Source organism: Streptomonospora litoralis, from assembly GCF_004323735.1.
GTDB classification, from domain to species: domain Bacteria; phylum Actinomycetota; class Actinomycetes; order Streptosporangiales; family Streptosporangiaceae; genus Streptomonospora; species Streptomonospora litoralis.
Map to the genome: position 1 here is coordinate 2,198,644 of NZ_CP036455.1, position 20,053 is coordinate 2,218,696.

Sequence of the window (20,053 nt, forward strand, 5' to 3'; positions counted from 1 at the left end):
GGTCCTTACCGCCAGTCTGCACGCCGCAGGTTTCCGACGTATTAACGCAGCTCGCGCCGTCGGCCGTGACGCCAGTGTACGCAGTCTCACTTCGCCGTCCTCCGCGCGCCGGGGACCGGGGCGGCGCGTCGAGCGGGGCACCGACTAGTCTCGACGGCGTGGCCCAGCTCAGAATCGCGATGGCGCAAGTGAACCCCACCGTCGGCGACCTCGACGGAAACTGCCGGACGATCGCCGACTACGCCCGGCGCGCGCACGACGCGGGCGCGCACCTGGCCGTCTTCCCCGAACTCGCGGTGACCGGATACCCGGTCGAGGACCTCGCACTGCGCAACTCCTTCGTCTCCGCCTCCGTCAAGGCCGTCGCCGCCCTCGCCGAGCGGCTGGCCGACGACGGGCTGGGGGAGCTGCCGGTCGCGGTCGGATACCTGAGCCGCCGCGCCGGCGTCGGCGAACGCTACGGCCAGCCCGCCGGCGCGCCGCAGAACGCGTTCGCGCTGCTGTACCGCGGCCGCGTGGAGGTCACCTCGGCCAAGCACCACCTGCCGAACTACGGCGTGTTCGACGAGTTCCGCCACTTCGTCCCCGGCGAGACCCTCCCGGTCGTGCGGATCCACGGCGCCGATGTCGCCTTCGCCGTCTGCGAGGACCTGTGGCAGGGCGGCGGACCCGTCGCCGCCGCCCGCCGGGCCCGCGCCGGGCTGCTGGTGACCGTCAACGCCTCCCCCTACGAGCGCGACAAGGACAACGTCCGCCTGGAGCTGTGCCAGCGCCGCGCCCGCGAGATCGGCGCCGTGGTGGGCTATGTGAACATGAGCGGCGGCCAGGACGAGCTGATCTTCGACGGTGACTCGCTGATCGTCGACGCCGAGGGCGAGCTGTTCGCGCGCGCACCCAAGTTCGAGGAGGACCTGTTCGTCACCGACCTCGCGCTGCCCGACGCGCGGGAGAGGGCGGGGGAGGACCCCACGTCCGAGGATCGGGGCGAGTCCGTCGACGGTGTGCGCGTGGTGCGCCACACCCTCTCCGCCGAGCCGGTCGCGGCCTACGCGCCCGAACCGCCGGTGCTCACCCCGCGCGCCGATCCCGCCTCCGACGTCGGCGAGGTCTACCGCGCCCTCGTCGTGGGGGTGCGCGACTACGCGCGCAAGAACGGCTTCGGCTCCGCCGCCGTGGCGCTCTCCGGGGGCATCGACTCCGCGGTGACCACCACCGTGGCCGTGGACGCGCTGGGCGCCGACCGTGTGCACGCGCTGCTGCTGCCCAGCAAGTACTCCAGCGAGCACTCGCTCACCGACGCCGAAGACCTGGCCAAGCGCCAGGGCATCAGCGCGCGCACGGTGGCCATCGCGCCGATCGTGGCCGCCTTCGAGGAGAGCATGGCCCTGGACGGCCTGGCCGCGGAGAACCTGCAGGCGCGGGTGCGCGGCACGCTGCTGATGGGCCTGTCCAACCAGGAGGGCCACCTGGTGCTGGCCCCCGGCAACAAGAGCGAGCTGGCCACCGGCTACTCCACGCTCTACGGGGACTCGGTGGGCGGGTTCGCGCCGATCAAGGACTGCTGGAAGTCGCTGGTGTGGGAGCTGGCGCGCTGGCGCAACGCCCAGGCCGAGCGGGCGGGCGCACCCGCCCCGATCCCGGAGAACTCGATCAGCAAGGCGCCGAGCGCCGAGCTGCGCCCGGGCCAGGTGGACACCGACTCGCTGCCCGACTACGACCTGCTCGACGGGCTGCTGGACGCCTACATCGGCACCGACAAGGGCATGCGGGAGCTGACGACCGCGGGCTACGACCCCGAGCTGGTCCAACGCGTCATCCGCATGGTCGACCGCGCCGAGTACAAGCGCCGCCAGTACCCGCCCGGCCCCAAGATCAGCTCCCGCAACTTCGGCCGCGACCGGCGGCTGCCCATCACCAACCGCTGGACGCCGACGGCGTGAGCGGGACACCTGCATCCGCGGCCGGTGACGGGCGGCTCAGGCGCGCTGCGCCGCCCTGGTCTGCCGACCGGTGACAGGGCAGCGCAGCGGAGCCGCGTGCGCCGGTCCCCGGTGCGGTCGGCCGGGGCACTACACCAGCCCCAGCTCGTGGGCCCGCGAGGCCGCACCGGCGCGGTTGGGCAGCTCCAGCTTGGCCAGGATGTGCGAGACGTGCACGCTGGCGGTCTTGGCGGCGATGAACAGTTCGGCGGCGATCTCGGCGTTGGTGTAGCCGCGGGCGAGCAGCCGCAGCACCTCGGCCTCGCGCGGGGTCAGGCCCGCTGGCGGCTCCGCCGAAGGGCGGCCGTCTGCGGCCTCCAGCGCGACCCCCGTGCGGCGCGCCAGGTCGCGGGCGCGCCCCTCCAGCACCGCGGCGCCGTGCTCGGCCGCCCGCTTCACGACCTCGCGCAACCGGTCGTCGACCTGGGCGCCGCGGTCGGCGGCCAGTGCCCACTCCGCCGACAGCAGCAGCGCCTCGGCGCGGTACAGCGGCATGCCCAGGCCGCTCCACGCCTCCACAGCGTCCCGCCACGCCTCGGCGGCCTCGGCCGCCGTCGCCCCGGAGGTGCCGCGCACGCAGGCCAGGCGTGCGCGGGTCGTCGCCCGGAAGGCCTCCTGTACCGGCCCGTCGGCACGCATCGCGGCGGCGACGCGCAGCACCTGCGCCCGCACCGCCTCGGCATCGGGCGAGCACCCCTTCGGGCGCTCGGCCACCTGTCGCAGGGTCTCGGCGATGCGGTCGACCACCATCCAGCCGTAGCCGGTGGAACGCTCGAACTCGACGCGCTCCAGGGCCGTGCCCGCCAGCGCCAGGGCCCGGGCGAAGTCCTGCTCGGCCAGGTACAGGTCGAGCAGCGCGCCGACGCTGAGCTGGATCATGTGGATGCGGGAGTGGACCGATTCGGGGTCGATGAAAGCCGCGCTGCGGCGGGCACCCTCCAGGTCGCCCTGGGCAACGGCCGCACGGACGTCGGCGGTGGCCAGATACATCCGGTGGGCCGGCGAGGGCGACCAGGACACGGCCCGTTCGACCAGCCTCCGGCAGTCGGCGAGGTCGCCGGTGTCGAACCGGGTCTCGGCCAGGTTGAGCGCGACGAACGGCCCGCTGGTGCTCATCAGGCCGATCGCGCGCAGCCGCTCCAGAGCGGCCTCCAGGCGGGCGCGCGCTTCGCCGTGCAGCCCGCGCTCGCGCAGGTAGTGGGCGAAGCACGCGAGGCCGCGGCACTCCAGTGTGGGGTCCTGCCGCTCGCGCGCCAGCTCCAGGCCGCGCTCGACCAGGGCGCGCCCCTCGTCGAAGCGGCCGTCGTTCATGTGCACCGTGCCCAGAGTGGTCAGCGCGTCGGACTCGGCACAGGTGTCGCCCGCCTCGCGGGAGCGGCGGATGGCCTCCGCGGCCAATTCGCTCGCGTCCAGTGCCACGGGCGTGCTGCGCTGCGATCGGCTGGTGTCGGGGCGGTCGTCGGCGATGGGCTGCTGGTGCAGCTTGACCTCCCGTGCCAGCAGGGAGAGTACGAAGCCGTATCCGGGGTCGTGGGGCGGGTGGATCGACATCGCCTCGACGAAGTCGGAGATCCCGTCTCCGTCGGAGAGCTGGGTGCGGGCCTGGCCGCGGCGCCGCAGCAGTACGGCGCGGTCGGTGCGGCTCCGCTCGTCGTCGGCCTCCTCGCCCACCTCGGCCAGTCCGGCGTCGCACAGTGCGCGGGCCCGGTAGAAGTCGCCGCTCTCCAGCGCGGCGGCGGCCGCCTGGGAGACGACCTGCACGTGGCTGTGCCCTTGGACGCGTTCGACGGCGTCGGGCACGCTCTCCCAGTACTCCAGGACACGTTCGTGCATGCGCAGCGCCTCGGCGAAGGCGAGCGTGTCGGCGGCACGCACGGCGGCCCACCATGCGGCCTCCAGCGCGCGCGGCAGATCGTGGCCCGACCAGTAGTGGTGGGCCTGCTCCGCCGCCAGGCGGTGGAGGGGGACGACGCCGGGCAGCGCGTCCAGGGCCTCGGCGAAGCTCAGGTGCAGCCGTGTGTGCTGGCCCGGCAGCACCTCGTCGTGCACGGCCTCGCGCAGCAGCGCGTGCCGGAACCGGTATCCGGTGCCGTCGATGCACAGCGCGTTCGCGTCGACCAGGGCGCGCAGCGCGGTGTTCAGGCTCTCCTCGCCGAGCCCGGCGACGCGGGCCAGCAGGTCGTGCTCGATGTGGGCGGCGCTGACCGCGCCGATCGCGGCCACCCGCAACACCTGGCGGTGCGCCTGGTCGAGCCCGTCCAAGGAGGCCAGTAGCAGCTCGCGCGGGCGTTCGGGGATGTCCGCGCCGACGAACTCGGGACGGCCGGCCAGTGACTCGACGAACAGCGGGTTGCCGCCGCTGCGGTCGAACAGGGCGGCGGCCTCGTCGGCCTCCAGTTCGCGGCCGCGGATGGCCGCGGCCTGCTCCGCCGTCTCCTCCGGGCTCAGCGGGCCCAGCTCCAGCCGGGTGACCGTGGGCAGCCGCTCCAGCTCCAGCAGCAGGCGCCGCAGCGGGTGGCCGCGGTGCAGGTCGTCGCTGCGGTAGGTGGCGACGATCTGCACCGCCGCGGTGTCGAGGTTGCGCATCAGGAAGACCAGCAGGTCGCGGGTGGCGGTGTCGGCCCAATGCAGGTCCTCGACGAGAACGGTGAGCCCGTCGGTGCCGGCGACCGAGGCGAACAGGCGCAGCACCTGTTCGAACAGCAGCCCGCGCGCCTCCCGGCGGTCGTCGGGCGGTGCGCCCAGCTCCGGCAGCAGGCGCGCCAGTTCCTGCGGGCCGTCCTGGGCGAGCGCGTCGAAGGGGGCGCGGCCGTGGTCGCGCAGGATCTGGCGGAGTGCGGCGACGAAGGGCGCGAAGGGAAGCCCGTCGACGCCCAGCTCCAGGCATCCGCCGGAGACCACGCGGCCGTCCGCCAGGCGGCCGGCGAACTCCGCGATCAGCCGGGACTTGCCGACGCCGGCGTCCCCGCCCACGAGCGCGGTCGCCGCGGCGGTGCCGGAGCGCGCCTGGTGCGCATGGTCGAGAAGAAGGCGGAGTTCCTGCTGGCGCCCGATGAACACGGGACTGGAACCGACCGGCGTCATGGGGTCCAGTATGCCGACAGTCGGGGCGATTGTGCTATTTCGATGCACGTAGGAGGTGCGGGCGCCGACGGGGTCCCCGGATCCGGAGGGACCCGCGAAGAAGGAAGAGGGAGCGGGCGACGGGAGAGCCGCGCGACGCCCGCGGCCGACCCGGCCGGATCCGGACGGAGCGGCCGCGGGCGGTAGGACCCGGACCGCGATCAGCATCGGGCCGGGACCCGGTCGCCTTCGGCGGACTCGGCGAGGGCCGCGCCGGCCGCGTCCTGCCGCCGCGGTGCGGCCGGCCCCACCTCGTGCGCCGCCCGCACCGAGGCGGGACCGGGGACCCCACCGCGCCGCCGCAGCGCCCGAGCAGCGCGCACCGTGCGGCGCAGCGCGCTCTCGCGCGCCTGCTGCCGGTAGCGCGCGATGCGGTTCTCGGCGGCCGCCTGCAGGAAGTCCGGGTGCATGAGGGGCTCCTTCGAAGGGAAGTGGAACGGGCCGCCGGTCCGCCGGTTGCGGGCCTCGGCCCCGGTGATCACCACACTTCCGGTAAGACGGATGCGTGCACATCGGGTGAATGCCTTATCCGCGGGCCTTACCCGCCGTTCTCGCACGCAGGCGCCGGTGGCGGCGGCTAAGACGGGTGCTCCGGCGGGGCGGCGACCGGGCGAGCGGGGAGAGCGGTATCACTCTCCGTAGGCGTGTCGTTTTCCGTTTCCGGATGCACGCGAGTAGTTGTCGTGGTTGTGGCCGCTCGTTACGGAGAGTGCCGAGAGCGATCGGGAGTTGGTTGACGTGGCCGACGGGATCGAGAACTCAGGGCGCCGCTGCGCGGCGGGACTGACCACGGCCGCCGTCGTGGTGCTGGCCGGTGCCGGCGCCCCGGCGTGGGCCGCTGCGGAAAAGGGCGACGCCGCCGCAGCGGGACGGGGCGGGGAGGCGGTGCCCATGCCGGGCCGCCCGCACGTCCCGGCCTCCGCCGCGTTCGCGCCGGGCCTGGGGCCTTCCGTCACCGCCGCGCTCGCGCCCGTCGCCGCCGACGGCGGCGAGAACGCCGGAACGGTCGAGGGCGCCACCCTGTCCGTACAGGTGAGCGACGACCGCGACACGATCGCCGCCGGGGACGAAGCGACCTACACGCTTACGCTGCGCAACGAGAGCGACGAAGCGCAGGAGGCCATCGTGTCACAGCGCGTTTCGGCGAAGGCGCGGTTCGTCGACGTCGAGGGCGACGGGATGGCCACGGGCGGCGTCGCCACCTGGCGCGTTCCGGTCGAGGCCGGCGCCGAAGCCGAGCGCACCGCCCGCGTCCGGATCGGCGAGCCGGGCCAGAAGCTGTGGCGGGTCGCCACCACCGTCTGCGCCCAGACCGAGGCGGGCGCCCCACCCGTGGCGTGCGCGACCGACGCCAACCGCGTCGAGCCCGCCGCAGGCGACAGCGCGTCGGCGGTCTCGGTGCCGCAGCGCGTGCTCACCGTGGCGAGCATCGTCACCGCGACCCTGCTCGTCCTCACGACGGGCGCGGCGGTCTTCGTCGTGTGGAACCGCCTGCGTCTCCGCTTCGGCGCCGGACCCGCGCCCGGCCGCGCCGCCGGCGACGCCGACTCCCGCTGATTCCGGCGCGCGACCGTCGGCACGCGGGGCCCGCCGGTGGCGGTGGTGGTCGGCGGGGGCGGCTTCGATCTGCTGGGCGGCCTTGTTGGTCTGCCGGGTGGCGGGTGACCTGGAGGAAACAGCGGCGGCGAGGGTGCCGGATGGCTGGGCCCGCGGTTGTCGGGTCGGGTGCTCGCCGGTGGCCCGTCCGGCGGGGGCGGCCTCGGTCTGCTGGGCGGCCTTGTTGGTCTGCCGGGTGGCGGGTGACCTGGAGGAAACAGCGGCGGCGAGGGTGCCGGATGGCTGGGCCCGCGCCCATCGGTTCGGGTGCTCGCCGGTGGCCCGCCCGACGGGGGCGGCGAGGACGGCGGTGGGCCGGGCCGTGCGGGCGCCCGCGACCGCGCCGCGCCGTGCAGCCCCCGGCCGGTGCGGGCCTGGTCGGAACACGGCGGTACCCAGCCGGCGAGCCGGTGCCGGTATGTCCGGTATGCCGGTTCATCCGGCGATGATCGTGATCTTATGGCCGCGGAATGCGCTTACCAGTGGCCATAAGTTCACGATAGATGGGCCAAGCGGCGCGCGGGCCCAGCCATCCGGCGTCCTCGGCGCCGCTTTTTCCTCCAGGTCACCCGCTTCCCGGCAGGCCAGCAAGGCCGCACAGCAGACCGCCCCCCCGCCGCCGCAGCCGACGCCCCCGCCCACTCGTTCGGCAGGAGGAACGCAGGAACGTGGCGAAGTACTACCCGTCGGCGCCGCAGCCCAGGATGTGGTTCAGCACGTCGCGGATCTCCTGCGTGGAGACGCCGCGTTCGTCCAGCAGGCCCTGCAGGAACAGGCCGTCGACGGCGGCGACGGCCGCGCGCACGGCGGTGGGGTCCGAGGTGCAGCGGGCGGCGGTTTCGGTGAGGGCGGCGAGGTAGCGGCGCACCACGGGGCGCAGGGCGGGACGGCGCACGGCCAGGAGGGTGAGTTCGTACTCGGCCAGCACGCGGCACCGGTCGGCGCCGCTGCCGTCGGCGACGACGGCGGCCAGAGCGGCGGCGACGTCGGAGCCGCCCTCGGCCAGGGCGTTCAGCTGCTCGACGTAGGTGTCGGTCACCGAGGTCAGGGCGGCGACCAGCAGGTCGTCGAGCGTCGCGAAGTGGTAGACCGCCGAGCTCGCGGGTACGCCGGCCTCGCGCGCGACCGCGCGGTGGGTGACACCGGCCACGCCCTCCGCTTCGACCACGCGCAGGGTCGCCGAGATCAGCTCGGCCCGGCGGCGCTCGCCGCGGGCCCGGCGGCCGTCGGCGCTTGTGCGGGGGTTCAGTGCGCTGCCCCCAGTTCCAGGGCGAGCACCCCCGCGATGACCAGGGCGATGCCTCCCGCCTGTATCCAGGTGAGGCTGTCGCCGAGGAACACGGCGCCGATGACCGCCACGAGGGACACGCCCAGGGCCGCCCAGACGCCGTAGGCCACGCCGATGTTCATGCCGCGGCTGAGTACTTGGGCCAGCAGCCAGAAAGCGACGGCGTAGCCCGCCAGGGCCACCACCGTGGGCAGCGCGCGGGTGAAGCCGTCGGAGAAGCGCAGGGCGATCGTCCCGGTCACTTCGGCGGCGATCGCACCGACCAGCAGCAGCCACGCCATGGGCGGTCTTCCTTTCCCGAGGCCGAACAGGAAGTTGAACGTCAGTTCAACTACTTCACTCTACCGGGGGTTCGCGACGGCGGCTACCGTGATCAGCGTGGGGACGCGGGAGACTTTCACCATGACGGCGGGCGCCCTGGCGCGGCGCGGATTCGGGGACGGTACGCGGGCGGTGCGGCTGATGGCCGAGAGCGGGCTGGACCCCGGCCGCCACCGAGCCGTCGTCGACGAACTCGGCGCCGCCCCCGACCCCGACCAGGCGCTGCTGGGCCTCGCCCGGCAGCTGGAGTGCTGCGCCGACCCCGAGGAGCTGCTGGAGGCGCTCTGCGCCGACCCCGATCTGCGGGCCCGCCTGGTCAAGATCCTCGGGGCCAGCACCGCGCTGACCGACCACCTGGTACGCCACCCGGGGGACTGGCGCGAGCTGCGCGGCGTCGACGCCGCACGCGCACCGGGCCCCGCCGAGCTGCGGGCGGGCATGCTGCACACCGTCGGCGCCGACCCCAACGCGAACACCGCCCCCGTCGCGGCGGAGAAGGTCGACGACCCCGACGGCCCCGCCCACGCCTTGCGGGTCGCCTACCACCGGCGGGTGCTGCGGTTGGCCGGTCGCGACCTGACCGGCTCCGCCGACCTGGAGTCCGTGGGCGCCGAGCTGGCCGACCTGGCCGCCGCCGTGCTGGAGGCGGCCCTTGCCGTCGCCCGCGCGGAGGAGCCGGATCAGGCGGCCCTGTGCCGTCTGGCGGTGATCGGCATGGGCAAGTGCGGCGGCCGGGAGCTGAACTACGTCAGCGACGTCGACGTCGTCTTCGTCGCCGAACCCGCCGACGGCGTCGAGGACGACCAGGCCATGCGCGCCGCCGCCCGCCTGGCGGCGGCGATGATGCGCATCCCCGGTGAGACCGACCGCGAGGGCACCCTGTGGCAGGTCGACGCCGCGCTGCGCCCCGAAGGCAAGAACGGGCCACTGGTCCGCCCCCTGTCGGGGCACGTGGCCTACTACCGGCGCTGGGCAAAGACGTGGGAGTTCCAGGCGCTGCTCAAGGCGCGCCCCATCGCCGGCGACGCCGAGCTCGGCGCGGCCTACGCCGAACAGATCGAGCCGATGGTCTGGCGCGCCTCGGGCCGCGACAACTTCGTCGACGACGTGCAGTCGATGCGCCGCCGCGTGGTGGCCCACATCCCGGCCGCCGAATCCGAGCGCGAGATCAAGCTCAGCCGCGGCGGGCTGCGCGACATCGAGTTCTCCGTGCAGCTGCTCCAACTCGTCCACGGCCGCAGCGACCCCGCTCTGCGCTCGGGCAACACACTCGCCGCCCTGGAGGCGTTGTCGGCGAAAGGCTACGTGGGGCGCGACGACGCCTCCGGGCTCTCCGAGGCCTACCGGTTCCTGCGCCGCGTGGAGCACCTGCTCCAGCTGAGCAGACTGCGCCGCACCCATCTGCTGCCCGACCCCGACAGCCCCGACGGCGCCGAGCAGCTGCGCCGCCTGGGCCGGGCGCTCGGGTACACCGCCAATCCCGTGACCGACTTCACGGCGGCCTGGCGCCGGGTCGCCGGCGACGTCCGCAGGCTGCACGAGAAGCTCTTCTACCGGCCGCTGCTGCACGCTGTGGCGCGGCTGCCCGAGGGCGAGGCGCGGCTGACCCTGGAGCAGGCCGGCGACCGCCTGAGCGCGCTGGGCTTCACCGACCCCGCCGGTGCGCTGCGCCATTTGGAGGCGCTGACCTCGGGGGTGTCGCGGCGGGCGTCGATACAGCGCACCCTGCTCCCGGTGATGCTGGGCTGGTTCGCCGACGCCCCCGATCCCGACGCCGGACTGCTGGCGTTCCGCCAGGTCAGTGAGGCGCTGGGGAGCACCCCGTGGTACCTGCGCCTGCTGCGCGACGACGTGCGGGTGGCCGAGCGCATGGCCTGGCTGCTGGGCACGAGCCGGTACGTGACCGAGTTGCTGCTGCGCGCGCCGGAGGCGGTGGGTGTGCTCTCCGACGACGCCGACCTGGCGCCGCGCTCGCCCCGGGCGCTCACCGCAGAGGCCGACTCGGCGCTGCGCCGCCACGATTCCGCGGAGAACGCCGTTGCCGCGGTGCGCGCGCTGCGCCGCCGCGAACTGCTGCGCACAGCGCTGGCCGACCTGCTGGAGGTCTCCCCGGTCGACGAGGTCGGCGACGCGCTGACGACGATCTCGGCGGTGACGATCGAGGCCGCGCTGCGCGCCGCACGCGCCCAGGTGGCCCGGCAGCGCGGCGAGGAGCTGCAGACGCGGCTGTGCGTGGTGGCGATGGGCCGCTTCGGCGGCCGCGAGCTGACCTACGCCAGCGACGCCGACGTCGTCTTCGTCCATGAGCCGGTCCCCGGCGCGGACGCGGTGGCGGCCACGGAGACCGCCGACGCACTCGTGCGCGAGCTGCGGCGGCTGCTGGAGATGCCGGCGGTGGATCCGCCCCTGCACCTCGACGCAGACCTGCGCCCCGAGGGCAGGAGCGGCGCCATGGTGCGCACACTGGACTCCTACGCCGCCTACTACCGGCGCTGGTCCTCGCCCTGGGAGAGCCAGGCCCTGCTGCGCGCCTGCCCGATAGCCGGCGACATGGAGGTGGGCGCGCGCTTCACCGAGATCATCGACCCGCTGCGCTACCCAGAGGGGGGTGTGCACGACAAGGCGTTGCGGGAGATCCGCCGGCTGAAGGCGCGGATGGAGGCCGAGCGGCTGCCGCGGGGAGCAGATCCCACCCTGCACACCAAGCTGGGCCGGGGCGGGCTCTCCGACGTCGAATGGGTGGCCCAGCTGCTTCAGCTGCGGCACGCCCACGAGATCCCCGAGCTGCGGACCACCGGCACCCTCAGCGTGCTGCAGACCGCGGTCTCCCGTGGCCTGCTCGACGCCGAGGACGGCGCGACCCTGGAGGCCGCCTGGCGCCTGGCGGCCCGCGTGCGCGGCGCGATCATGCTGGTGCGCGGCAAGCCCGCCGACTCCGTGCCCAAGTCGCTGCGCGACCAGGCGATCCTGGCCGGAGCGCTGGGCTACCGCGACGACGACGAGGAAGAGGGCGCGGTGGGCCGCCTGATCCAGGACTACCGGCAGGCCACCCGGCGGGCGCGCACGGTGATGGAACGCGTGTTCTACGACGACTGAGCCGCGGGGGAGCGCTACGGCGGCCGGGGACGGGGGACGAAAGGGGAGCGGACGCCGCCGGGCCGCGGCGGCGCCGCTTCGGCACCGGGCCCGGCGGTGGTCCGCGGGGTCCGCGGGGTCGGGGGGGAGCTAAACGAAGACGGCCACGCCCACGTTCACGACCGCGAGGGCGCCGGCGGCGATGCCCAGGCGGGTGTTCGGCTTGCGGACGTCCAGGATCGCCACGACCACGACCGCCACCGCGACGACCAGCTTGATGCCGATCTTCATGTGGTTGACGGGGTCCTCACCCATCTCGGCGAGCCCGGTCAGCAGCAGCCCGGTCACCAGCTGCAGCAGTGAGCTGTGCAGGATGCTCTTGGGCCCGGCCCGGTGCCCGGCGATCACCTGGATCAGGAAGCCCGCGATGATGCCCGCCATGCCCAGCAGGTGGAGGAAGACGAGCACGGAGTTGATGAAGTCCATGCCCCGACGGTACTACAGCCTGTAGTACATCATTGCGGTGCACCGGCCACGCCGGCATCACGATTCTGCAGGGTCGGATAATCGGCTCGGACCGGTCCGGTACCTCTTTCGGGCCGCCCGCGCCCTGGCCGGATCGGGTCGAGCGGCCGCACGGCGAAGGCCGCCGACCGCCCCGTGACCGGGTGCGGACGACGGCCCATGCACGGCCCAGTTCAGCGCCCGAGCGGCCTGACCTGCAGCGGCATCAAATGTCGTAGTAAAGCTCGAACTCGCGCGGGTGCGGGCGCAGGCGCAGGGAGTCGATCTCCTCGGTGCGCTTGTAGTCGATGTAGGTCTCGATCAGGTCCTCGGTGAACACACCGCCCTCGACCAGGAACTCGTGGTCGGCCTCCAGGGCGTCCAGGGCGGCGTCCAGCGACGCGGGGACCTTCTCGATGGCGTCGGCCTCGGCCGGGGGCAGCTCGTAGAGGTCCTTGTCGACCGGCTCCGGCGGCTCGATCTTGTTCTTGATGCCGTCGATCCCGGCCATGAGCATCGCCGAGAAGGCGAGGTAGGGGTTCGCCGAGGGGTCGGGCACCCGGAACTCCACGCGCTTGGCCTTGGGGCTGGACCCGGTCAGCGGGATGCGGATGCAGGCCGAGCGGTTGCGCTGCGAGTACACCAGGTTGATCGGCGCCTCGTAGCCGGGCACGAGGCGGTGGTAGGAGTTGATCGTCGGGTTGGTGAAGGCCAGCAGCGCCGACGCGTGCTTGAGCAGGCCGCCGATGTAGTAGCGCGCCGTGTCGGAGAGCTGGGCGTAGCCCGACTCGTCGAAGAACAGCGGGGCGCCGTCCTTGAACAGGCTCATGTGGCAGTGCATGCCCGAGCCGTTGTCGCCGAATACCGGCTTGGGCATGAAGGTGACCGACTTGTCCTGGGCATAGGCCGTGTTCTTCACGATGTACTTGTAGAGCTGGATGTTGTCGGCGGTCTTGAGGAGTTCGCCGAACTTGAAGTTGATCTCGGCCTGGCCGGCGGTGCCGACCTCGTGGTGCTGGATCTCGACATCCAGCCCGGCATCGATCAGGTTGCGCACCATGGTCGAGCGCAGGTCGCTGTAGTGGTCGACCGGCTCGACCGGGAAGTAGCCGCCCTTGTAGCGCGGCCGGTAGCCCAGGTTGGACTGGCCGTTCTGGGTGCCGGTGTTCCAGGCGCCCTCGATGGAGTCGATGTAGTAGAAGCTCGCGTTCTCCTGCGTCTGGAAGCGCACGTCGTCGAAGATGTAGAACTCGGCCTCGGGGCCGACGAACACGGTGTCGGCGATGCCGGTGCTCTTCAGGAACGCCTCGGCCTTGCGGGCGACGTTGCGGGGGTCGCGGCTGTAGGACTCGCGCGTGAACGGGTCGTGCACGAAGAACGTGACGTTGAGCGTGGCGTGCTCGCGGAAGCTGTCCACCACCGCGCTGGTCACGTCCGGCAGGAGCAGCATGTCGGACTCGTGGATGGCCTGGAATCCACGGATCGACGAACCGTCGAACATCAGGCCCTCGTCGAAGATTCCCTCATCGACGTGCTCGATGGGGAGGGTGAAGTGGTGCGTGGCCCCGAACAGGTCCGTGAATCGGACGTCGAGGAACTTGATGTCCTCGTTCCGGGTGAAGGCCAGAAGTTCTTCGGCGCTGCTGAACAAGAGTTACCTCCGTGCAGGTGAAAGAGGCCGCGCGGGCGGCGCCCCGCATCGTCGCGGTGGCGTGCGCCGTCCTCGCAACCTCCCGGCTACGTCGACGACGCTAGGACCAGGCGATTTCCGGTCCATGTCTCCAATGTTTCCTGCGCGTTACGGAGCCCGGCGTTTTCCCTGCCCATCGTGCCTGAGCGGCGGTAACAGCCCGAAACCGGACACGCCGTAGCAGTGCGGGCAGCGTGCGGACAGTGTGTGCTGCGCCGTCGGCATGACCGGAATCGTGCCGGCCTGCCGATACCGTTGTCACCATGGCCGACACCGAAGGAGCCGAGCAGGAGCAGTTCCGCCACCGGGGCAACCGACTCGGGATGCCCGAGCACGGTCGCGGGTCGGTACCGGGCATCGGCAGGCGGCTGGCGGGCCTCGTCCTGGACTGGCTGCTGTGCGTTCTGGTCGCTTCGGCGCTGACCGGAGGTCCCGGCGGCGATCCCGCCGCCACCAGCTCCACCTCCAGCGCGGCACTGCTGCTGTTCGCCGCCTACAGCGCGGTGATGCTGGCTGTGTTCGGTACGACCCTGGGCAAGCGCATCGTCGGCGTCGAGGTCGCCTCCGCCGGGGACCGGCCGCTGCCCTGGCCGGTGGCGATGGTGGTCCGCACGGTGCTGCTGTGCCTGGTGATTCCCGCGGTGGTCTACGACCGCGACCACCGGGGCCTGCACGACCGCGCCGCGGGAACCGTCACCCGCCGAATGTGATCCGCGCCGGGCGCAGCCGCCTCCGCCGAAGACGCGGCACGAGCCGGCCGGGCAGCCCGCCCGCGTCGGACCTCAGCGTCCGCCGCCGCCCGGCGCCTTGGGTCCCTTGGGCATCCGCGCGCCCTTGGGCATGGGCCCCTTGGGCATCTGCATCGCCGCGGGCAGCGCCTTGAGCCGGTAGCGCAGCTCGGCGACCTCGCCCTTGTCCAGGTTGCGGGGGAGCTTGATCATCTGCCGCTGCAGGTTGGCGATGGGTACCTGGGACTCGCCGTTGCCGACCTGGAGGTCGTAGATCGGCGTGTTGTAGGCGACGCGCGCCACCTTCTTCTTCTCGGCGGCGATCAGCCCCTTCAGCCGCGCCGGCTCGCCCTCGCCGACCAGCACCACGCCGGGCCGGCCCACCGCCCGGTGCACGACGTCCATCTGCCGGTTGGCGCTGACGCCCGGCTCGGTGGTCCAGTCGCCGCGCATGTTGTCCAGTACGGCCATCGCGGCGCCGAGCTGGCCGTCGAGCATCTGGTACTGGATGCGCTGGGTGGCGCGCGTGAAGTAGAAGAACCCGGCCAGAAACGCCACCGCGAACCCCAGCGGCCCCCAGTACAACCATCCGCCGACCAGGATGCCGCCGACCACGGCCAGCGCGGCCACGGCCAGGAAGATGCCGACCGCGATGGGGATGGTCCGGGGGCTCTGCCGATGGACCACCCGGACGACCATGCCGAACTGCTTGAGCCTGCCGGGCTTCTGCTGAGCGCTGTCGCCCGAGGCGCCGGGCGCCGGGCTCGCGGTTGCCTTGGTGTCCTTGGGCTTCTTCGCCATCATGTTTCCGGGCAGGGTGCACCGGCGTGCACCGACGGGAAACCCCCTCGTGCTGCCCGTCCTCCTATCGGTCGAACCCTGCTGATCCGGCCCGTGCCCTCGGCATCGGGCGCGCGCCGTCGCTCGTCTCGGTGCGGGGCATTCGCCGGCCTGGTGGATGCCGGCGGGTGCGCCCCGCCCGTACCTCCCAGGATATGGGTCCCGCCCGAGCGGACAGGAGGCAGCGGCCCGCGGCCCGCCGTCTCATGTTGGTTACGTTGTCCGCGAAGGTCGTTGTCCGGCGGGTTCCCGAAGGTTCCCGCCGGGCACGCCGCCGCGGGTGCGTGCCCGGCGCTCAGCGGCGCTCAGCCGCCCGCGGCGATCCGCTCGCGCTTCTCGGCGGCCTGCTGGTAGAGGCGGCCGGCGCGGTAGGAGGAGCGCACCAGCGGGCCCGACATGACGCCCGCGAACCCGATCTCCTCGGCCTCCTCGGACAGCTCGACGAACTCCTCGGGCTTGACCCACCGCTCGATGGGGTGGTGCAGCTTGGAGGGCCGCAGGTACTGGGTGATCGTCAGCAGGTCGCACCCGGCCTCGTGCAGGTCGCGCATCGCCTCGCTGATCTCGGCGCGGTCCTCGCCCATGCCCAGGATCAGGTTGGACTTGGTGACCAGCCCGTCGGCGCGCGCCTTGGTGATGACCTCAAGCGAGCGCTCGTAGCGGAACCCGGGGCGGATCCGCTTGAAGATCCGCGGCACGGTCTCGATGTTGTGCGCGAGCACCTCGGGACGCGACCCGAACACCTCGGCGAGCTGGGCGGGCTCGGCGTTGAAGTCGGGGATCAGCACCTCGACGCCGGTGCCGGGGTTGAGCTCGTGGATCTTGCGGACCGTCTCGGCGTAGAGCCACGCGCCGCCGTCGTCGAGGTCGTCGCGCGCCACACCGGTGACCGTCGCGTAGCGCAGCTCCATCTTGCGCACCGACTCGGCCACCTTGGTGGGCTCCATGCGGTCCAGCGGGCTGGGCTTGCCCGTGGCGATCTGGCAGAAGTCGCACCGGCGCGTGCACTGGTCGCCGCCGATGAGGAAGGTGGCCTCGCGGTCCTCCCAGCACTCGTAGATGTTGGGGCAGCCGGCCTCTTGGCAGACCGTGTGCAGACCTTCGCGTTTGACCAGCGAGTGCAGCTCGGAGTACTCCGGCCCCATCTTCGCCTTGATCTTGATCCAAGGCGGCTTCTTCTCGATGGGCGTCTCGCTGTTGCGGGCCTCGATCCGCAGCAGCTTGCGGCCCTCAGGAGCGACGGTCAACTCTTTGACCCTTCCTTTCCTGCGTCCCTCGTGGGGATGTCGTGATACGGCACGTCCTAGGCGCCGGCCGGCTCGGGCTCGCGGGTCGGCTCGGGCTCGGGGACGCGCTCTCGGCAGCGGTAGCCGGTGGCTCCCAGCACCGCGGCCAGGTGGCGCTCGACGACGGGGACGGCCTCGGCGACGGCGACGTCGCGGCCCAGTTCGGCCGAGAGCGTGGTGACTCCGGCGTCGGTGATGCCGCAGGGCACGATCCTGTCGAACCACGCCAGGTCGTTGGCGCAGTTGAGCGCGAAGCCGTGCATGCCCACTCCGCGTGCGATACGGCAGCCGATCGCGGCGATCTTGCGTTCCTGCAGTCCGCGGTCGGGATCGGCCGCCAGCCAGACGCCGGTGCGGCTCTCGACACGCATGCCCTCCAGGCCGAACTCGGCGAGGGTGCGGATGACGGCCTCTTCCAGCATCCGCACGTAGGCCACGACGTCGATCGGGTCGCGCAGCCGCACGATCGGGTACACCGTGAGCTGGCCGGGGCCGTGCCAGGTGAGCTTGCCTCCGCGGTCGATGTCGACGACGGGCGCGCCGGGGTCGGTCAGCGGGCGGTCCCACGGCCCCGTGCGCTTGCCCGCCGTGTAGACGGGCTCGTGCTCCAGCACCAGCACGGTGTCAGGGATGCGGTCCCCGACCCGGTCGGCGTGCACCCGCTTCTGCAGGTCCCAGCCCTGTTGGTAGGGGACCGGGGCCTCACCGAGGCGGGCGAAGACGAGCTCACTCATACATCCCACCATATGCCCCGGCCGGAACTCGGGCGATGTCGGATAGGGCACCGGAAAGCTCCGGTCGCCGGAAGGAATAACCCTCGGTGAGGAGGCGTTCGGGCACCACCCGCTGGCTGACGAGCGCGGCCTCGTCGGCGAAGCCGCCCAGCGCCGCGCGCATGGCGAAGCCGGGAACCGCCAGCACCGCGGGTCGGCGCACCGCCCGCGCGACCGCCCGGGTGTAGTCGGCGTTGGTCACCGGCTCCGGCGCGGCCAGGTTCACGGGGCCGGTGATGCCGGGCCGCTCCAGCAGGAACCGCAGCGCGTGCACCTCGTCCTCCAACGCGATCCGGGAGACGTACTGGCGCCCGTCGCCCAGCCGCGCTCCCAGCCCGAGCCGGAACAGCGGCAGCAGCGTGCCCAGCAGGCCGCCCGAGCGCGCCAGCACGACGCCGGTGCGCGCATGCGCCACCGCGATCCCGGCCTCCTCGGCCGGGGCGGCGGCCCCCTCCCAGTCGTCGACCAGTTCGGCCAGGAAGCCGCGCCCGCGGGGACCGTCCTCGCCGGTGCGCGCGGCGCCGGTGTCGCCGTAGAACCCCACCGCCGAGCCGGACACCAGACGCGGGGGCGGCGCGTCCATCCCGGCCAGCGCATCGGCCAGGGTGCGGGTGCCCTGTACGCGACTGTCCCGCAGCAGCCGCTTGTAGCGGCGTGTCCAGCGCGCCGGGCCGAGCGGCGCGCCCGCCAGGTGCACGACGGCGTCGGCGCCGGCGAGGCGGCCGGTGTCCACGTACCCGCTGGAGGGGCGCCACTCGATCTCGGCCATGTCGTGTGCGGGGCGCCGGACCATGCGCTGCACCTCGTGGCCGTCGGCGGTGAGGGAGCGGGCCAGGGCGCCGCCGATGAGTCCGGAGGCTCCGGTGATCGCGACTCGCATGGTGCAGGGCTACCCGGCTCGACGCGTGCCACTCCCGCCGACCGCCTCAGCGGCGCGGCCCCCGGGTCCTCGCAGGCATGCGGGTCCCGGCGCGGGCTCGGCCGCGGCCGCCGGCGGTTCCGCGCAATCTTCGGTGGCCGGTTTCCGCCAAACGGCTGCGCGGGGTACCCGGTGGGCAATACCGTTGTGTCAGGAGCGAGGGACTCAACGTAATCGCGGAGTCCCCGCCTCCGAGGCGGCGTACGTCCGGACGCCGCCGACGCAGACCTTTGGTGATGGGGATCACCAGGGGGATGGTGAATGGTGGGGTAAAAGCGGGGCGGTACCCGGTCTCGGGTACCGCCCCGTCCGCATAAGCCGCCCGAACCGCCCGGGCCGCGTCCGCCTCCCGCGGGTGCTCAGGCCAGGCCCACCTCGGCCTCGAACGCACCCTCCTCGATGCGCTCGCGCACGTCCTGCAGGAACCGCGCCGCGTCGGCGCTGTCGATCAGCCGGTGGTCGTGCGTCAGCGCCAGGTACATCATGGAGCGGACCGCGATCACCTCGCCCAGCTCGGGGTCGTCGACCACGACCGGGCGCTTCACCACGGCGCCGGTGCTGAGGATGCCGACCTGCGGCTGGTTGATGATCGGGGTGTTGAACAGGGCACCGACGTCGCCGGTGTCGGCGAGGGTGAAGGTGCCGCCGCTGAGCTCGTCGGGGCTCAGACTGCCCGTGTGCGCCCGCTCGCTGAGGTCGGCGATCTTGCGCGCCAGGCCGCCCAGGTTGAGGTCTCCGGCGTCCTTGACGACGGGCACGAGCAGGCCCGGCTCGGTGTCGACCGAGATCCCCAGGTTCTCGATGCTGTGGTAGGTGACCTCGTAGCTGCTGCTGTCGATGACCGCGTTGAGCTTGGGATGGGCCTTCAGCGCCTCGACCGTGGCCAGCGCGAAGAAGGGGAAGAAACCCAGCTCCACGCTCTCGCGCTCCTCGAACTGCGCGGCGGCCCGCTCGCGCAGCCGGGCGACGGTGGTGACGTCGACCTCGACGACCTGGGTCACCTCGGCGGAGATCCGCAGCGACTCGGCCATCTGGTCGGCGATGGTCTGGCGCAGGCGCGACATGGTCTCCGTGGTGCCGCGCAGCTTGGTGTCGGCGGCCACGGAGCGGCTGGTGCGGGCGGGAGCGGGAGCGGCCGTGCCGCCGCCGGGGGCGGGGGCCTCGCGGCGCTTGCGGGCGGCGTCCTGCACGTCCTGCTTGCGAATGCGCCCGCCGACGCCGGTGCCCTGCACCGAGCCGAGGTCGACGCCCTCCTGGGCGGCGAGCTTGCGCACGAGCGGCGTCACGTAAGCCTCGGTGACGGCGTCGGTGCCCGCGGAGCGGCCGGAGCCGCTGAGTGTTTCGACGTCCACCGGCGGGGTGACGTCCTCGCGGCTGGGGCGGGGCTCGGCCTGCTGCGGTTCCCGCTTCGGGGCGGGCTGCTGCGCCCGGGGCTGCTGCTCGCGCGGTGTCTCGGTCTCGGCGGCGGGCTGCGGTGCGGGCTCGGGTTCCGGCTCGGGTTCGGGTTCCGGCTCCGGCGCGCGCTCCTCGGCCTGGGGCGCCGTGCTCTCGGCCGGGTCGGAGGCGGGCTCCTCGGGAGTGGGGGCCGGAGGCTGCGCCGCGCCGCCCTGGCCGGACTCGGCGGCGCCCTCCTCCTCCCCGCCGATGATCGCGATCTCCGCGCCGATCTCCACGGTCTCGTCCTCGGAGACGAGGATCTTGCTCAGTACCCCCGCCGCGGGGGAGGGGATCTCGGTGTCGACCTTGTCGGTCGAGACCTCCAGAAGGGGCTCGTCGACCTCGACGGTGTCACCCTCCTGCTTCAGCCACTGGGTGACCGTGCCCTCGGTGACGCTTTCGCCCAGCTCGGGCATTGAAACGGAAGTCGGCATGATTCCTCTTAAACGACAAGTGCGGACGCGGGGAAAGAAAAACGGGGCGGGCTGTTTCCG

15 protein-coding genes are annotated in these 20,053 nt (G+C 73.0%); 4 read left to right on the forward strand and 11 right to left on the reverse strand.

The window, feature by feature from the left end; all coding sequences use genetic code 11:
* Positions 1 to 158 precede the first annotated feature (158 nt).
* A complete protein-coding gene (locus tag EKD16_RS09525) occupies positions 159 to 1,940 on the forward strand; it encodes an NAD+ synthase (RefSeq protein WP_341351872.1) in 1,782 nt (593 codons plus the stop codon).
* 129 nt (positions 1,941 to 2,069) lie between these two features.
* Here EKD16_RS09525 and EKD16_RS09530 read toward each other — a convergent pair whose 3' ends face one another.
* Both EKD16_RS09530 and EKD16_RS09535 read right to left on the reverse strand, forming a co-directional pair.
* Positions 2,070 to 5,063 (reverse strand): helix-turn-helix transcriptional regulator, encoded by a 2,994-nt coding sequence (locus tag EKD16_RS09530; RefSeq protein ID WP_131098057.1) that lies wholly within the window; start codon positions 5,061 to 5,063, stop codon positions 2,070 to 2,072.
* Positions 5,064 to 5,263: 200 nt separating this feature from the next.
* Entirely contained in the window at positions 5,264 to 5,512 is a 249-nt protein-coding gene (locus EKD16_RS09535; protein ID WP_131098058.1) for a hypothetical protein, read from the reverse strand.
* 328 nt (positions 5,513 to 5,840) lie between these two features.
* On the opposite strand from EKD16_RS09535, the gene EKD16_RS09540 reads away from it, so the two are divergent.
* Positions 5,841 to 6,659, forward strand: coding sequence for a DUF11 domain-containing protein (locus EKD16_RS09540; protein ID WP_131098059.1), 819 nt, complete (start codon positions 5,841 to 5,843; stop codon positions 6,657 to 6,659).
* A 718-nt stretch (positions 6,660 to 7,377) separates the two neighbouring features.
* On the opposite strand, the gene EKD16_RS09545 is transcribed toward EKD16_RS09540, so the two are convergent.
* On the reverse strand, positions 7,378 to 7,947 hold the full coding sequence (locus EKD16_RS09545) for a TetR/AcrR family transcriptional regulator (protein ID WP_131102282.1): 570 nt from the start codon (positions 7,945 to 7,947) through the stop codon (positions 7,378 to 7,380).
* Positions 7,944 to 8,267, reverse strand: coding sequence for a DMT family transporter (locus tag EKD16_RS09550; RefSeq protein WP_131098060.1), 324 nt, complete (start codon positions 8,265 to 8,267; stop codon positions 7,944 to 7,946). Before EKD16_RS09550 ends, EKD16_RS09545 begins: the two co-directional genes overlap by 4 nt.
* A gap of 121 nt (positions 8,268 to 8,388) precedes the next feature.
* Here EKD16_RS09550 and EKD16_RS09555 point away from each other — a divergent pair, with 121 nt between their 5' ends.
* Complete coding sequence (locus EKD16_RS09555) at positions 8,389 to 11,403, forward strand: bifunctional [glutamine synthetase] adenylyltransferase/[glutamine synthetase]-adenylyl-L-tyrosine phosphorylase (RefSeq protein ID WP_131102284.1); 3,015 nt, start codon at positions 8,389 to 8,391, stop codon at positions 11,401 to 11,403.
* Positions 11,404 to 11,532: 129 nt separating this feature from the next.
* On the opposite strand, the gene EKD16_RS09560 is transcribed toward EKD16_RS09555, so the two are convergent.
* Together EKD16_RS09560 and glnA are read right to left on the reverse strand one after the other, a co-directional pair.
* Positions 11,533 to 11,868, reverse strand: coding sequence for a hypothetical protein (locus EKD16_RS09560; protein WP_131098061.1), 336 nt, complete (start codon positions 11,866 to 11,868; stop codon positions 11,533 to 11,535).
* 244 nt (positions 11,869 to 12,112) lie between these two features.
* Entirely contained in the window at positions 12,113 to 13,537 is a 1,425-nt protein-coding gene (gene glnA / locus EKD16_RS09565) for a type I glutamate--ammonia ligase (RefSeq protein ID WP_131098062.1), read from the reverse strand.
* Positions 13,538 to 13,839: 302 nt separating this feature from the next.
* On the opposite strand from glnA, the gene EKD16_RS09570 reads away from it, so the two are divergent.
* Positions 13,840 to 14,286 (forward strand): RDD family protein, encoded by a 447-nt coding sequence (locus tag EKD16_RS09570; protein WP_131098063.1) that lies wholly within the window; start codon positions 13,840 to 13,842, stop codon positions 14,284 to 14,286.
* A gap of 72 nt (positions 14,287 to 14,358) precedes the next feature.
* On the opposite strand, the gene EKD16_RS09575 is transcribed toward EKD16_RS09570, so the two are convergent.
* The 5 genes from EKD16_RS09575 to sucB form a co-directional block, all read right to left on the reverse strand.
* The gene (locus EKD16_RS09575; protein ID WP_131102286.1) at positions 14,359 to 15,105 is read right to left on the reverse strand and encodes a DUF4191 domain-containing protein; all 747 of its coding nucleotides are present in this window, start codon (positions 15,103 to 15,105) and stop codon (positions 14,359 to 14,361) included.
* Between the two features lie 344 nt (positions 15,106 to 15,449).
* Positions 15,450 to 16,391: a lipoyl synthase gene (gene lipA / locus EKD16_RS09580; RefSeq protein ID WP_131098064.1), complete on the reverse strand. Its 942-nt coding sequence runs from the start codon at positions 16,389 to 16,391 to the stop codon at positions 15,450 to 15,452.
* Between the two features lie 56 nt (positions 16,392 to 16,447).
* Positions 16,448 to 17,164 carry a lipoyl(octanoyl) transferase LipB gene (lipB, locus tag EKD16_RS09585; protein WP_131098065.1) on the reverse strand — a complete coding sequence of 239 codons (717 nt, stop codon included), beginning with the start codon at positions 17,162 to 17,164 and terminating at the stop codon, positions 16,448 to 16,450.
* Positions 17,157 to 18,083 carry a TIGR01777 family oxidoreductase gene (locus tag EKD16_RS09590; protein ID WP_131098066.1) on the reverse strand — a complete coding sequence of 309 codons (927 nt, stop codon included), beginning with the start codon at positions 18,081 to 18,083 and terminating at the stop codon, positions 17,157 to 17,159. The genes lipB and EKD16_RS09590 overlap by 8 nt, the downstream gene beginning before the upstream one ends.
* 398 nt (positions 18,084 to 18,481) lie before the next feature.
* The gene (gene sucB / locus EKD16_RS09595; protein WP_131102288.1) at positions 18,482 to 19,975 is read right to left on the reverse strand and encodes a 2-oxoglutarate dehydrogenase, E2 component, dihydrolipoamide succinyltransferase; all 1,494 of its coding nucleotides are present in this window, start codon (positions 19,973 to 19,975) and stop codon (positions 18,482 to 18,484) included.
* Positions 19,976 to 20,053 lie beyond the last annotated feature (78 nt).